The organism is Arthrobacter sp. TJ-254 (assembly GCF_058269175.1).
The window spans coordinates 323,758-337,493 of sequence record NZ_JBZCNF010000004.1; the positions used below are offsets into that span (position 1 = coordinate 323,758).

At 66.4% G+C, this 13,736-nt stretch carries 13 protein-coding genes; 8 read left to right on the forward strand and 5 right to left on the reverse strand.

Translation table 11 applies throughout. From position 1 onward, the window contains the following. Window positions 1-12 precede the first annotated feature (12 nt). The 4 genes from AC4D14_RS13060 to cofD are packed head-to-tail and all read left to right on the forward strand — an operon-like array spanning window position 13 to window position 3,720. Entirely contained in the window at window positions 13-897 is an 885-nt protein-coding gene (locus tag AC4D14_RS13060) for a TIGR03620 family F420-dependent LLM class oxidoreductase (protein ID WP_490902940.1), read from the forward strand. 47 nt (window positions 898-944) lie between these two features. Next, window positions 945-1,949 (forward strand): TIGR03557 family F420-dependent LLM class oxidoreductase, encoded by a 1,005-nt coding sequence (locus AC4D14_RS13065; protein ID WP_490902942.1) that lies wholly within the window; start codon window positions 945-947, stop codon window positions 1,947-1,949. Between the two features lie 2 nt (window positions 1,950-1,951). Beyond that, window positions 1,952-2,740, forward strand: coding sequence for a coenzyme F420-0:L-glutamate ligase (gene cofE / locus AC4D14_RS13070; protein ID WP_490902944.1), 789 nt, complete (start codon window positions 1,952-1,954; stop codon window positions 2,738-2,740). Continuing rightward, window positions 2,737-3,720: a 2-phospho-L-lactate transferase gene (cofD, locus tag AC4D14_RS13075; protein WP_490902946.1), complete on the forward strand. Its 984-nt coding sequence runs from the start codon at window positions 2,737-2,739 to the stop codon at window positions 3,718-3,720. Before cofE ends, cofD begins: the two co-directional genes overlap by 4 nt. On the opposite strand, the gene cofC is transcribed toward cofD, so the two are convergent. Further along, window positions 3,717-4,328: a 2-phospho-L-lactate guanylyltransferase gene (gene cofC / locus AC4D14_RS13080; RefSeq protein WP_490902948.1), complete on the reverse strand. Its 612-nt coding sequence runs from the start codon at window positions 4,326-4,328 to the stop codon at window positions 3,717-3,719. The genes cofD and cofC overlap by 4 nt on opposite strands. 222 nt (window positions 4,329-4,550) lie before the next feature. Between cofC and AC4D14_RS13085 the strand changes: the two genes are divergently transcribed. After that, a complete protein-coding gene (locus tag AC4D14_RS13085) occupies window positions 4,551-5,300 on the forward strand; it encodes an SDR family NAD(P)-dependent oxidoreductase (protein ID WP_490902950.1) in 750 nt (249 codons plus the stop codon). Window positions 5,301-5,321: 21 nt separating this feature from the next. On the opposite strand, the gene AC4D14_RS13090 is transcribed toward AC4D14_RS13085, so the two are convergent. Beyond that, window positions 5,322-6,425: a zinc-dependent alcohol dehydrogenase family protein gene (locus AC4D14_RS13090; RefSeq protein WP_490902952.1), complete on the reverse strand. Its 1,104-nt coding sequence runs from the start codon at window positions 6,423-6,425 to the stop codon at window positions 5,322-5,324. A 415-nt stretch (window positions 6,426-6,840) separates the two neighbouring features. Between AC4D14_RS13090 and AC4D14_RS13095 the strand changes: the two genes are divergently transcribed. Then, entirely contained in the window at window positions 6,841-8,262 is a 1,422-nt protein-coding gene (locus tag AC4D14_RS13095) for a dihydrolipoyl dehydrogenase family protein (RefSeq protein ID WP_490902954.1), read from the forward strand. Between the two features lie 165 nt (window positions 8,263-8,427). Here AC4D14_RS13095 and AC4D14_RS13100 read toward each other — a convergent pair whose 3' ends face one another. Then, window positions 8,428-9,831 carry a GntP family permease gene (locus AC4D14_RS13100; protein WP_490902956.1) on the reverse strand — a complete coding sequence of 468 codons (1,404 nt, stop codon included), beginning with the start codon at window positions 9,829-9,831 and terminating at the stop codon, window positions 8,428-8,430. Window positions 9,832-9,874: 43 nt separating this feature from the next. After that, window positions 9,875-10,429, reverse strand: coding sequence for a gluconokinase (locus AC4D14_RS13105; RefSeq protein WP_490902958.1), 555 nt, complete (start codon window positions 10,427-10,429; stop codon window positions 9,875-9,877). A gap of 171 nt (window positions 10,430-10,600) precedes the next feature. Here AC4D14_RS13105 and AC4D14_RS13110 point away from each other — a divergent pair, with 171 nt between their 5' ends. Continuing rightward, window positions 10,601-11,326 (forward strand): FadR/GntR family transcriptional regulator, encoded by a 726-nt coding sequence (locus tag AC4D14_RS13110; protein ID WP_490902960.1) that lies wholly within the window; start codon window positions 10,601-10,603, stop codon window positions 11,324-11,326. Window positions 11,327-11,346: 20 nt separating this feature from the next. On the opposite strand, the gene AC4D14_RS13115 is transcribed toward AC4D14_RS13110, so the two are convergent. Continuing rightward, on the reverse strand, window positions 11,347-12,117 hold the full coding sequence (locus AC4D14_RS13115; RefSeq protein WP_490902962.1) for a FadR/GntR family transcriptional regulator: 771 nt from the start codon (window positions 12,115-12,117) through the stop codon (window positions 11,347-11,349). 166 nt (window positions 12,118-12,283) lie between these two features. Between AC4D14_RS13115 and eat the strand changes: the two genes are divergently transcribed. Beyond that, window positions 12,284-13,714: an ethanolamine permease gene (eat, locus tag AC4D14_RS13120; protein ID WP_490902964.1), complete on the forward strand. Its 1,431-nt coding sequence runs from the start codon at window positions 12,284-12,286 to the stop codon at window positions 13,712-13,714. Window positions 13,715-13,736 lie beyond the last annotated feature (22 nt).

Here is a 13,736-nt window from a genome sequence, read left to right on the forward strand (position 1 = left end):
TGGAGACCTATTTTGAATTCCCAGAACGCGCCTGTTGATCTCGGCACCGTCGGCATTTGGAGCATCGAGCTGAGCGGGGTCGAACCTGCAGCAGGGGCAGAGGTTGCTGCCGAGCTCCACTCCCAGGGCTGGGGCGCCATCTGGCTCGTCGGCGCCGGCGGCCCGGGGATGTGGTCCGCCGCGGAGCGCATGCTCGGAGCCGGTACTGAAGCGGCCGTCGCCTTCGGCGTGCTGAGCATCTGGGGCAGGGACGCCGACATCGCCCCTGCCGAACATGCCCGCCTGACCGAGCGGTTCGGCCCGCGCCTGATGAGCGGGTTCGGCGTCAGCAATCCCCACTCTGCCGCTGCCGTGGGCAAGGATTTCACCACCCCCATCAGGGAGATGAACAAGTACCTGGACATGATTGACGGCGCGGTCCCGGCACTCCCCCGCCAGCAGCGCCTGCTCGGCGCGCTCGGGCCGCGGATGGTGGAGCTCGCCGGGCGCCGCACGGCAGGGATCCATCCCTTCCTCGTGACCGCTGAATCGAACGCCAGCTACCGTGAGGCCCTCGGCGGCGACGCCCTCATCGCACCACACCTCGGCGTCGTCCTTGAGAGCGATCCGGCGCGTGCGCGCGAAATTGCACGCCGCGGCGTCGGCATGTTCATCGGTTTCCCCGCCTACCAGGCAAACCTGCGTCGGCTGGGATTCACCGACGAGGACCTCGTTCCCGGCGGCAGCGACCGCCTGATCGACGCAACCGTCGCCTGGGGCAGCGTCGACAAGGTCGCGGAGCGCATCGCCGAGCACCATGCTGCAGGAGCAGACCATGTGGCCCTTCACGTGATGTCCGGTGAACGCGGTCTCCCCACAGCCCAGTGGCGCGAGCTGTCACCGCTGGCCAGCCGGTAGAACCCGGGCCCCCTGCGCAGCGCCCACCCCGACGAAAAGGTGATCTGATGACCCCTCGATCGAACATCGGCTATGCCGCAATGCTCGAGCAGTTCCATCCAACCGAAGCGGTGGCCCTTGCGGCCTACGCCGAGGAAAGAGGGTTCAGCGGCGTGATGGCCGCGGACCACTTCCAGCCGTGGGTGCCGGCGCAGGGGCACTCCTCGTTTGTCTGGAACGTTCTTGCCGCCGTCGGCGAGCGCACCAGGGGAAGCTTCGGTCCCGGGGTCACCACTCCAACGTTCCGCTGGCATCCCGCCATGGTGGCCCAGGCCTCCGCCACCCTTGCCGCAATGTACCCGGGAAGGCACTGGCTCGGGCTGGGATCGGGCGAGGCGCTCAACGAACACATTGTCGGGGGGTACTGGCCGGAGGTTCCGGAGCGGATCAACCGGATGTTCGAGGCGATCGAGATCATCAACAAACTGTTCACCGCGTCCCTGGCGGGCAGGGACGTCCGGCATAACGGCCAGTACTACAAGATGGAATCGACCCGGCTGTGGACGATGCCCGATGTGCCTCCGGAGATCCATGTCGCAACGGCCGGACCCGTCACCGCAAAGCGTGCGGGCAAGCACGCCGACGGGCTCATCACTGTGGGGGCGCCGCTTGAGAAGATTGAGATGTTGTTCGAGCGGTTCCATTCGGGTGCGGTTGAGGCGGGAAAGGACCCGGGCAGCCTTCCCAAGGTCCTCCAGCTCCACCTCAGCTGGGCAGATACGGATGAGCAGGCCATGGCCAACGCCCTCACGGAGTGGCCGAACGGCGGCATGAAGTTCCCCAAGGGGGACATCCGGTCGCCCTTCGAGCTTGAACAGATGGCGAAGCTGGTCCGGCCGGAGGACTTCGAAGGCCGCATGGTCATCTCCGCCGACCCCGACGTCCACCGGGCCCACATCCAGCGCTTCATCGACATCGGCTTCACCACCATCTACCTGCACAACGTCGGCCGGAACCAGCGGGAATGGATCGACGAGTTCTCCCGGAGCGTCCTGCCCGCCCTGAGGTGGTGAACATGCAGCCGCTGACGATCTTCCCGCTTGAGGGCATTCCGGAAATCACCGAAGGAACGGATCTGGCGGAGGTGATCCGCGTTGCCGCGGACGGCGGTCTGCTCGACGGCGACATCCTCGTGGTGTCCTCGAAGATCTTCTCGAAGGCCGAAGGACGCATCATCCCGGCCGCCGACCGCGAGGAGGCAATCACCCGGGAAACCGTCAGGGTGGTTGCCACAAGGCACCACCCGGGCGGCACTACGCGCATCGTCGAAAACCGCAACGGAATTGTCGCGGCGGCGGCAGGGGTCGATACAAGCAACACTGCGGCCGGAACGGTCCTGCTCCTGCCCATCGATCCTGACGCCTCGGCGCTGCGGCTCTGCACCGAGCTGCGGCGCGCGCCGGGCGTGCGTGTGGGGGTCATCATGGCCGACACGCTCGGCCGGGCCTGGCGGCAGGGCCAGACCGACGCGGCGATTGGGGCGGCAGGAGTCGAGGTGCTTGAGGATCTTCGGGGCACCCGGGACCGCGCCGGCAACCTCCTCAAGGTGTCGATGCCCGCGGTGGCCGATGAGATCACCGCGGCAGCCGACCTGGTCAAGGGCAAAGCGGCCGGGATCCCGGCGGCAGTGGTGCGCGGGCTTTCCCACCTGGTGGTCGACGACGACGCCCTGACGCGGACCCCGGGGGCGCGGAGCCTGGTTCGGCCGCCCGCCGAGGACATGTTCCGGCAGGGATCCAATGAAGCCTACGCCGCCGGGTACGCCGCAGGTCTCGCGGCGGCCCTGAAGGAGGCTGCCCAATGACCAAACTGACGATCCTCGCCGGCGGGGTGGGCGGCGCGCGCTTCGTCCGCGGCGCCCGGGCACTGGCGGCCACAACGGACCTGGACATCACGGTCGTCGCCAACACCGGGGACGATGCGTGGCTGACCGGGCTGCGGGTCTGCCCCGACCTCGATTCGATCATGTACTCGCTCGGCGGGGCCAACGACGCCGAGCGCGGCTGGGGAAGGGCAGGGGAGTCCGAACGGGTCAGCGCCGAACTCACCGCCTATGGCGTGGGCTGGCCCTGGTTCACCCTGGGGGACCTCGACCTCGGCACCCACATAGCCCGCACCGCCCTGCTCCGGGAAGGACTCCCACTTACGCAGGTCACCGAACGGCTCGCCGCCCGCTGGAACCTCGGGATCCGGCTGCTTCCGGCCACCGACGACGAGGTTGAGACGCACGTCGAAGTCACGGACGAGGACGGGCGGACCCGGCTGATCCACTTCGAAGAGTGGTGGGTGCGCCACCGCGGCGCTCTTCGCACGCGGCGGTTCATTCAACGGGGACTTGAGTCCGCATCAGCCGCTCCTGCCGCCGTTGAGGCGATTGCCACGGCCGACGTGGTGCTGCTGGCGCCCTCGAATCCCGTTGTGTCGATCGGCACGATCCTCACCCTGCCCGGCATTGCCCAGGCCCTCCGGGACAGCCCGGCTCCGGTCGTCGGGGTTTCGCCCATCATCGGTGGCGCCGCAGTCCGCGGCATGGCCGAACTGTGCCTGCGCACTGTCGGGGTTGAGGTTTCGGCCGCAGCCGTCGGTCTCTCCTACGGTCCGCGCTCCGCCGGCGGGATCCTTGACGGGTGGCTGGTTGATACAACCGATGACGCCGCCCTGGCTCCGCTGAAGGATGCCGGCATCACCGCTCGGGCTGTCCCCCTGTGGATGAGCAGCGACGCGGCGTCGGCGGAGATGGTGGCTGCAGCGCTTGGCCTCGCCGCCGCTGCCCGCGAAGCCTAGGCGGCCCTTCCCTCGAGGGCCGCAAGGACGCGCGTTGTCTCCGGACCAACACCACCGCGCAGCAGGTGGGCAAGGTCGCTCGGGGTGTCGACATCCCAGCGCAGCGGCGACGAAAGCGGAACGTCCAGCACCGTATGTCCGCGCCCTTCATGGCGCCGCCGCGACCCCGCACCGAACTGGGGATGCAGGTCCAGGGCGCGTCCAGCCAAAAGAGTGGTTCCCTGACCGGAGTGGTCGGTCACCATCGACCGCTCGAACCGGCAGGCTTCCGCCAAAGCGGCGTCGATATCGGCCCCCGTCAGTCCCGGCAGGTCGGCGGTCAATACTGCGGCCCGCCCCGGTCCGAGGTACCTCAGGCCTGCGGATACCGCGGGGTTGAGTCCCCGGCCCGGGTCCGAAACCACCTGCACTCCCGCAGGGACCGCCGCCCGCACCCGGCCGTCGTTTGTCACGAGGACAACCCGGGCGATGGAGCGGCTCTGCTGGGCCGCCGCGACAGTATCCAGGGCGAACGCAAGGGCGAGATCCGCCACACCGTCGAGCCGGTGCCGGAGCCGGGACTTCGCGACATCGAGGGGTTTTACCGGGACCACAACGCTCCACGCCATGACCTCTCCTATCTGCTGCACTAAACCCTACGATTCCGCCGGGCTGGGGCTCCCCGTGAGGGCCGTTGCGGATCAAACCGGAGGACCCGCCCCGCGGGCCGCACCCTTCGCCGATGCCGCCATCAAGATTTTTATACCGCTGGGAATATTATCCCACATCCCGGGGTTTTGTATTTGTCAGTCAATAACTTGGGCGCACCGCCCGGATCGGATTTACTCAACATGTCACAGGAATTTGCAGGCAAAGTAGTACTCGTCACCGGCGGAAGCCGCGGCATCGGCGGGGCGACGGCGCGGGCCTTCGCGAAGGCCGGAGCGGACGTGGCCATCAGCTACGCCGGAAACACCGAATCGGCCGAGAAGACCGTCGCTGAGCTCCAGGCCAACGGCGTGCGCGCCGCCGCCTTCCAGGCCGACCAGTCCGACCAGGCCCAGGCTGTTGCACTGATCGAGCGGGTCGTCGAGCACTTCGGCAAGCTGGACATCCTCGTCAACAACGCCGGTATCACCGTGTGGGCTCCGGTGGCCAGCGAGTTCGAGGACTTCGACGCCATCGAACGCCAGCACCGCATCAACTACACCAACATCGTCGCGGCCATCCGCGCAGCCATCCCGCACCTTCCCGAGGGCGGGCGCATCATCAGCATCGGCTCGGGCGTCGGCACGCGCGTCGGCTCGCCGGGACTGGCCGACTACGCCGGAGCCAAGTCCGCACTCGCCGGCTTCAGCAGGGGTGCCTCGCGCGACCTCGCGGCAAGGGGCATCAACATCAACGTCCTCCAGGCCGGCTACACCGACACCGAGATGAACCCGGAAACCGGCGACATGGCAGAGGTCTTCAACTCCTACACGGCCCTGGGCCGCTTCGCCCGGCCCGAGGAGATCGCCGCGGGCGTCCTCTTCCTCGCCAGCCCCGGGGCGTCCTACGTCACCGGCACCGTCCTGAACATCGACGGTGGCTACGGAGCCTGATCAACCCACGAACGGGCGGCTTCAGCCCGGACCGGCCACGCCGGTCCGGGCTGAGGAATCAGCGGGGGCGGGGAACACGATAACGATCTTGCCGAAGTGTCCGCCCCCTTCGAGGCGGTGGAGCGCTTCCTGGACCCGGTGAACCGGGTAGATGGAGTCGATCACGGGCCGAATTCCGCGCTCGTCGATGAAACGGGCCATCTCCTCGTACATGTCGCGCGATCCGGTCTCGATCCCGTGAAGGTCGACATTCTTCGTGACAAACTCGTACGTGTTTACCTGCGCAGCGAGGCCGGCGATGAGCCCCACGAAGCTGATCGTCCCACCGATCTTGACGGCTTCAAGGGATTGGTTGAGGTTTTCGCCCCCCACCGTCTCAAGGACGTGGTCGGCCCCCTCCCCCGACGTGAACTCCAGCACTTCGGCGGGGACGTCTGGGGTCTTCTTGTAGTTGATCGTCCTGGCCGCACCAAGCGCGAGCGCTTTGCTCAGCTTGTCGTCGCTGCTTGAGGTGATGATGGGGATGCCCCCGCGCGCGACGACGAACTGCAGCGCAAACAAGGCAACACCCCCCGTGCCGTGAATGAGTACCGTCTGTCCTGGCTGGACGCGGCTGCGGCGTGCCACCGCATGCCAGGCGGTGAGGGCGGCAATCGGGAGTGCTGCGGCGGGCCCCGCGTCAAGGCTGCCCGGAGTGCGCACAGCCTCCTCCTGGTCGATGACCACATACTCGGCAAGCATTCCCCGGTTGACGGGTCCCCCGGTAGGCAGCACATACGTCTCGCGGGTAAGCGGGCCGGATCGCCATCGGGGAAGGAAGAGGGCCGACACGCTATCCCCAACGGCGAACCGAACCACCCCCTCACCCACTCCCACAACAGTGCCGACGGCATCGGAGATGGGCACCGTAGCCCCAGCAGGCTTCCAGCCGTCCTCGCCGTTGACGACCAGCAGGTCCCGGTAGTTCAGTGACAGGGCCGCGATTTTGACCTGGACTTCCCCCGGACCCGGTTCCGGCAAGGGCACCCGGCCCTGCGAAAGCTTCTCGATGCCGTCACCGCTGGTGGTCCATGCCGTCATGGTGCGGGCTGGATTGCCCGGTGGAGGTGGGGCGTTGGGGTTCATGAAAGTCATGGTCCCCCAGTAACCGGCACAGCAACAGGGCTGGACGTATCCGCGTTGGCCGGCGGACACCGCCCGGACAGGCATCGGACGACGTCACCCGCCGGGCCGGGGCCGCGGGCATGCAGGCACGACGGGTCGGGGAATTTTCTTAGTGCACTAACAGTTGGAGACTACGCAAATACAAACACACCAAGGAAAGTGCTTTTCCTCCCGGATTTCACGTGTTTGGACGTGGGTTCTTTGGAGGAATAGACGGGGTGCTGCATCCCGTTGCGGGTAGGCGCTGGCAGTCCGCGCCCGTGAAGTGCCGCCCGGCTGAGAGGCCGGGGGCGGCAAACAGAAGAATTTCGGGTCCGGGATACGGATCCAGGTGGGCCGGGTGCGCCCGGTTCAACATTGTGGAAGGTTATTGATAGTGACTGAAGTACAGACGACTGACGTTGTGATTATCGGCAGCGGTCCGGTCGGACAGAACGTCGCAGACCGCGCGGTCAAGGGCGGTCTGACCGCGGTGCTGGTCGAGTCCGAGTTGGTCGGTGGCGAGTGCTCATACTGGGCCTGCATGCCTTCCAAGGCGCTCATCCGATCCGGTGTGGCCCTGTCCACGGCCCAGTCCCTGCCGGGAGCGCGCGAAGCCATCACCGGAACCCTCAGTGCGGAGCAGGTATTCGCCCGGCGCGACGCCTTCGCGGCCAACTGGGACGATTCGGGTCAGGCGCAGTGGGTAGCACAGCAGGGAATCACCCTGGCCCGCGGTTACGGGCGCATTTCCGGTGAGCGTGAGGTTGAGGTGACGGCCCAGGACGGGACGGTCACGACGTTCCAAGCCCGTCAGGCTGTGGTGATCGCCACAGGATCCGTTCCCGTGGTTCCCCCCATTGAAGGGCTCGATGAGACCCCGTTCTGGGGTACCCGCGAGCTTGTGGCAGTTGATGACGTTCCGGAGTCGATCACCGTCATCGGAGCGGGCGTGGCCGGCACGGAGCTGGCCCAGGCCTTCTCCCGGCTCGGCACGAAGGTGACGATCATCGCCCGCTCGGAGATCCTCGGCGGGTTCCCGGCACCGGCGACCGAAATTGTGAAGAACGCCCTGGAAAAGGAAGGGATCCGTGTCCTGACCCGCACCGGCGTCCGGAACGTCGCCAAGAACGGCGAGAATTCCGTCACTGTCACCCTCGACAGCGGTGAGACGATCCAGTCCGAGAAGCTGCTCGTGGCTACCGGCCGCCGGCCGGCGCTGGACGGGCTCGGCCTTGAGGATCTCGGGCTCAGCCCGAAGGGACTTCCCTCCGATGACACGGGGCGGGTCCGCAGCGCAGGCGATTGGCTGTATGTCCTCGGTGACGCGGCCGACAAGGTGATGCTGACCCATCAGGGCAAGTACGAGGCCCGTGCCACCGGTGACGCAATCGCCGCCCGCGCGGCCGGTACGCTCGGTGACGACGTTGAGCGGTGGAGCAAGTACGCTTCGACGGCCAACTCCTACGCCGTGCCGCAGGTGGTCTTCACCGATCCGGAAATCGCCATGGCGGGACGGACGCTCGAGCAGGCGCAGAAGGACGGCGTCAACGCCTCGGAGATCTCGTTGCCGATCGCAGTCGCCGGTTCCGCACTCCACTCCGAGGGATACAAGGGCTGGGCGCAGATGGTTGTCGATGAGGACCGCAAAGTCATCATCGGCGCGACCTTCGCCGGACCGGAGGTGGCCGAAATGCTTCACGCAGCCACGATCGCGATTGCCGGCGAGGTCCCCCTCGATCGGCTCTGGCACGCGGTTCCGTCGTTCCCGACGGTCAGTGAAGTCTGGCTGCGGCTCCTTGAGAAGTACGGCCTCTGAGCCGTAGGCACCAACTGAACGAACAGCACAGTAGATCGCAGTAAATGAGGGGCGCTCCCGGCGGTTCAACCACCGGGAGCGCCCCTACTGCTTTCGCGGCGGAACGCGCGGGGCTTCGCATTCCGCCGTTTCCGCCAGCGGTTCCTGCCCTGGTATGCGGCGGCGCTACCCGGCCAGGCCGGCGAGCCCGAAGATTGCCGCGGCAATGATGAAGCCCATCACGCCGATGAGCGTCTCCATCACGGTCCAGGTCATCAGGGTTGTCTTGACATCCATGCCGAAGAAACGTCCAACAAGCCAGAAGCCCGAGTCGTTGACGTGGGAGACCACAACGGAGCCTGCGGCCACCGCGATCACCAGGGCCGCCACCTGCATGCCGTTGAAGCCCGCTTCCGCGACTGCCGGAGCGATGAGGCCGGCGGTCGTCGTCAGCGCGACCGTTGCCGAACCCTGTGCGATGCGCAGGATCGCGGAGATCATGAAGCCCGCGACGATCAGAGGGATGCCGACCCCGCCCAGCACGTCCGCCAGCGCCGCGCCGATGCCCGAGGTGCGAAGGACCCCGCCGAACATTCCGCCGGCGCCGGTGATGAGGATGACCGAGCAGACCGGGCCCAGTGAGGACTCAAGGAGCTTTTCCAGGGTGGCTCCGCTGGTGCCCCGGCGCTTGCCCAGGACGAACATTGCGACGAGGACGGAGATCAGCAGGGCCACGGGCGTCTCACCAATCGCGCGGAGCACCTGGAACCAGGACGCATCCTCGGCGGAGGCGGGCAGCAGGCCGGAGGCTGCCGCGGTGTTAAGCCCGGTGTTGAGGAAGATGAGGACAAGCGGCAACAGCAGCACCCCGACGACCGTGCCGAAACGCGGCGGACGGGCCTCGGCTTCGGCGTCGGCGTGGCCGAGCAGCTCGGGTACGGGCAGGACAAGTTTCCTGCCCGTCCTCAGGCCGTACAGGTAGGCGGCGACGTACCAGGTGGGCAGCGCGGCAATCAGGCCGGCGATGACGACGAGGCCGACGTTGGCTTCGAAAAAGGTTGATGCCGCCACCGGGCCCGGGTGGGGTGGCAGGAAGATGTGCATGACCGAGAAGGCTCCGGCCGCGGGAAGACCGTACCGGAGGACGCCTCCACCGAGGCGGTGCGCGACGGCGAAGACAACCGGCAGCATCACCACCAGCCCGGCGTCAAAGAAGATGGGGAACCCGAAGATCAGTGATGCAAGGCCCAGCGCAAAGGGCGCCCGGTGCTCCCCGAACTTGCCGATCAGGTAGTCGGCAAGTGCCTTGGCGCCGCCGCTGGTCTCGACGATGCGTCCAAGCATCGCTCCAAGGCCGACAAGCAGCGCGACGGTTCCGAGCGTGGTGCCGAAGCCGTTGATGAGGACCGCAACCACCTGATTCGCCGGAATGCCGGTGGCGAAGGCCGTGCCGAGGCTGACAAGGATCAGCGCAAGCAGGGCGTGGAGGCGCAGCTTGATGATGAGGAAGAGCAGCACGGCTATTGCCGCGGCGGCGATCAGCAGCAACGGGCCCGCGCTGAGCGTTTGAGTCCATCCTTCGATGGTCATGTATCTCCTTCAGACAATTGGATGTGGTTGGCGGATAAGGGGATCACAGCGCCGAGGGAGGCAGCGGTCCCCCGCCGTTGCGGCGTTTCAGTGCCGCAATGATCTCCTCGACCAGCTGCTCGGGAGTGTGGCTGATGTCCAGTTCCATGCTGCCGGCGGCGAGTTCGCCGTCGTCGAGCGGCTCAAGGGCCGCCAGTTGGCTCGGCAGCAGCGTCGGCGGCATGAAGTGGCCGGAGCGTCCGAGCATGCGTTCGGCAAGCAGTGCCGGATCGCCGGTGAGGTGGAGGAAGAGGACTGAGCCGTCAGCCGTGGCCAACAGGTCCCTGTAGCTTCGCTTGAGCGCCGAGCAGGTGAGCACGGTGCTGTGTCCCGCCTGGGCCTGGCCGGTCATCCAATCGCGGATGCTCCGCAGCCAGGGCCAGCGGTCTTCGTCGTCCAACGCAATGCCATGGCTCATCTTCTCGATGTTGGCCTGCGGGTGGAACTCGTCGGCTTCGGCCATGGACCAGCCGAGGCGTTGCGAGAGTGCGGTGGCGATCGTGGTCTTGCCGGAACCGGCAACACCCATCACTACAAGGTGGACTGGAGGATGCTCCATGCTCTGCTCCGAAAGGCGTCGTTGACTTGGCAGGACCGCGGGCGATGGCCGCGATCAACAAGATAGCACTTTCAGGCTGATTGGTACTACCTTTCCTCAAACTGGTCATACCTTTGACGAAATATGTCGGTATTCTCGTTGGGTGCGATGCGTAGCACAGAGAGGCAGGCCATGGCGGAGACACCGCGCACCGGGCCCGTAACGGGCGTCTACGTGCCAGCCCTCCATCACCAGGTCCTTGAGGCCCTTGGAGAAGCAATCGTCGCCGGTGAACTCGCCCCGGGCCGCCGGCTGACCCTTGAGGAGATCCAGCAGCAGTTCGGCGTCTCCCGGACACTGGCCCGCGATGCAATGCGCGTCCTTGAGTCGATCAACCTCGTCTATTCACGGCGCCGGGTGGGCATCGTCGTGCAGGACCGGAAGCTGTGGAACGTTTTCGATCCCAAGCTTGTCCGGTGGCGGTTGGCGTCCGCGCGCCGGGCCGAGCAGTTCAGGAGCCTGACCGAACTGCGCCTGGCCGTCGAACCGATCGCGGCGGCGGGAGCCGCCCGGCACGCCGGTCCGGCCGAGCGCGAGCAGCTGACCGAGCTGGCCGCCGAACTGAGGCGTTTAGGGGAGGCAGGCAACCTTGAGGCGTTCCTTGAAGCCGACATCTCCTTCCACCGCCTCCTGCTTCACAGCAGCGGCAACGAAATGTTCGCGGCACTCGACGCAATTGTCGAAGAGGTGCTTACGGGCCGCACCCGGCAGGGCCTCATGCCCTTCCATCCAAGCCCTGAGGCGCTTGATGCGCATGAAGGGGTCGCGAAGGCAGTGGCTGCGGGAAACGCCAATTCGGCCGAGGCGTTCATGCTTCACATCCTCACGGAGGTCCGCAGCGCCATGGGGCTGGATTGAACCGGCAGATGACGCATTCCCTACCGCGCTGATTTCCCTCCGGCCGACCGGGAGGGCGATGCCGGCGATCCGGACACGCCAAGAAACCCGTGAAGGAGCGAGGCCGTTCCCTGCAGGTGGTCCTGGGTTCTTCGGTAGGCTTCCTTGTCATCGCCGCGGAGGATTGCGTCGACGATCGTCTGGTGCTGGCGGTTGGAATGCTCAAGGTTGGGTTCAAGAAAGGGTATGCGGTCAAGGAGGTCGCTGACCCGGGCGCGGACGTCGGCCACCGCGGCGGCAAGGCTGGGAGAACCGGCGATTTCAGCAATAGCCACATGGAACCTCGCGTCCTTCGGCCGGTAGGCATCGGCCGTCGCGTTGGCCACCTCGGCCAGCGTGTCCAGCAGGTGCCTGCGTTGTGCGGGCGAAAGCCGGGCCTTGGCGGCCAGGGACGCCGCAGCCGGTTCGAGCACGTTGCGGAACACAAGCACATCCTCAACCTCAACGGGATCGAGCTCGGCCTGCTCCCCCGGCTCCACCGGTCCCCGCTTGGAGATGTATGTACCGCCATACCGCCCGCGGTGCACCTCGACGTATCCGGCCTTCTGGAGCTCTGACAGGGCCTCGCGCAGGGTCGCCCGCGACACACCCAGCAGCTCAGCCAGTTCCCGCTCAGCGGGGAGCTTATCCCCTGCCGCAAATAATCCCAGCTTAATGCTCCGAAGAAGCCGTTCAATGGTTTCTTCGAAGGCGTTTCCATGCCGAACGGGGCGGAGAAACAGGGCGGGAGCCTCAAACGATTCCTTCTCCATTCCCCCATCCTATTCCGGCTGGCGGAGTACCGATGCGATATTCCGGCTCACTACGGCGGGCATCTGCGAAGTGGCCCCTCTTGACGCAGAGGGTGATGTACACCACACTGAAGTCAAATTTATGGACTAATAACAGACCATTAGCCCCTTGGAAGAAGGGATTTCCATGTCATCCTCCAACCCGCCCTCGGGCGACGAAGGGTACCTTGAGCACCGCCAGCTGAAGCGCGGAGCAGCAGGGTGGGTACTGCTGGCAGGCCTCGGGGTCGCGTACGTCATCTCCGGGGACTTCGCAGGGTGGAACCTCGGGCTCGCGGAGGGCGGCTGGGGAGGGCTCCTCATCGCATTCGTGCTGATGGGCATCATGTACACGTGCATGGTCTTCGCCCTGGCCGAACTGTCCTCCACGCTTCCCGCCGCCGGTGCGGGGTACGGGTTCGCGCGGCGGGCGCTGGGCCCGCTGGGCGGGTTCGCCACGGGCATGGCGGTGCTCATCGAGTACGCCGTGGCGCCCGCCGCCATCGCGATATTCATCGGCGGCTACATCGAGGCCCTCGGCCTTTTCGGGCTCACGAACTCCTGGCCGGTCTACCTGGTGACCTACGCGATCTTCGTGGGGATCCATCTGCGCGGTGTGGGTGAAGCACTCCGGCTGATCTTCGGGATCACCGTCATCGCTGTCGTGGCCCTTGCCGCTGTCGTCGTCGGCCTGATCCCCCACTTCAACGCAGCGAATCTCTTCGACATCGTGCCCGATGGCTCCCCTGCCTCAAGCGCCTTCCTGCCGATGGGCATCAGCGGCGCCGTCGGTGCCCTCGTCTACGGGATCTGGTTCTTCCTCGCCGTCGAGGGCGTGCCTCTGGCCGCCGAAGAAACAGCAGATCCGAAGAAGGACATGCCGCGCGGCATCATCGTTGCCATCGTGATCCTCGTGGTCTTCGGGGCCCTGATGCTCGTCCTGGTTCCGGGCGCGGCCGGATCCTCGGCGATGAGCGGCTCCGACAACCCCCTCCCCGAGGCGCTGCGCGTCGCCTACGGAGGAAACACGGCCCTGGCCGACTTCGTCAACTACGCGGGCCTGGCAGGACTCGTGGCCAGCTTCTTCTCGATCATCTACGCCTACTCCCGGCAGCTGTTCGCGCTTTCGCGGGCCGGCTACCTCCCCAAGTGGTTGTCGCTGACGGGCAGGCGGCGCACCCCTTATTGGGCGCTCATCGTCCCGGGCACCATCGGCTTCATCCTTGCCGCCGTGACCGGCAACGGCGGCCTGCTCATCAACATCGCCGTGTTCGGCGCAACCGTCTCCTACGTCCTGCTCAACCTCTCCCATATCGTGCTGCGGAGGAAAGAACCGGATCTTCCCCGGGGATACCGGACGCCCGGAGGTGTCGTAACGAGCTCGGCCGCACTGATCCTCGCCGCGATCGCCGTCGTCGCGACCTTCGTCGTCGATGTGCTTGCGGCATCCATCACAGCGGCGATCTTTGGTGCCGCACTGCTCTACTACTGGTTCTACAGCCGCCACCGCATCGTCGCCGGCGCCCCCGAAGAGGAATTCGCCCGCCTTGCTGCTGCGGAGGCGGAACTCAAGAGCTGAAGGCAATCCCGGCCGGCCGCCG

Bases quoted from the DNA above. Each gene is read 5' to 3' on its own strand.
- cofC (WP_490902948.1), bottom strand. From the start codon at position 4,328: ATGGCGTGGAGCGTTGTGGTCCCGGTAAAACCCCTCGATGTCGCGAAG.
- AC4D14_RS13115 (WP_490902962.1), bottom strand. From the start codon at position 12,117: ATGGAGAAGGAATCGTTTGAGGCTCCCGCCCTGTTTCTCCGCCCCGTT.
- AC4D14_RS13065 (WP_490902942.1), top strand. From the start codon at position 945: ATGACCCCTCGATCGAACATCGGCTATGCCGCAATGCTCGAGCAGTTC.
- AC4D14_RS13085 (WP_490902950.1), top strand. From the start codon at position 4,551: ATGTCACAGGAATTTGCAGGCAAAGTAGTACTCGTCACCGGCGGAAGC.
- cofE (WP_490902944.1), top strand. From the start codon at position 1,952: ATGCAGCCGCTGACGATCTTCCCGCTTGAGGGCATTCCGGAAATCACC.
- AC4D14_RS13110 (WP_490902960.1), top strand. From the start codon at position 10,601: ATGGCGGAGACACCGCGCACCGGGCCCGTAACGGGCGTCTACGTGCCA.
- AC4D14_RS13105 (WP_490902958.1), bottom strand. From the start codon at position 10,429: ATGGAGCATCCTCCAGTCCACCTTGTAGTGATGGGTGTTGCCGGTTCC.
- cofD (WP_490902946.1), top strand. From the start codon at position 2,737: ATGACCAAACTGACGATCCTCGCCGGCGGGGTGGGCGGCGCGCGCTTC.
- AC4D14_RS13100 (WP_490902956.1), bottom strand. From the start codon at position 9,831: ATGACCATCGAAGGATGGACTCAAACGCTCAGCGCGGGCCCGTTGCTG.
- AC4D14_RS13090 (WP_490902952.1), bottom strand. From the start codon at position 6,425: ATGAACCCCAACGCCCCACCTCCACCGGGCAATCCAGCCCGCACCATG.
- eat (WP_490902964.1), top strand. From the start codon at position 12,284: ATGTCATCCTCCAACCCGCCCTCGGGCGACGAAGGGTACCTTGAGCAC.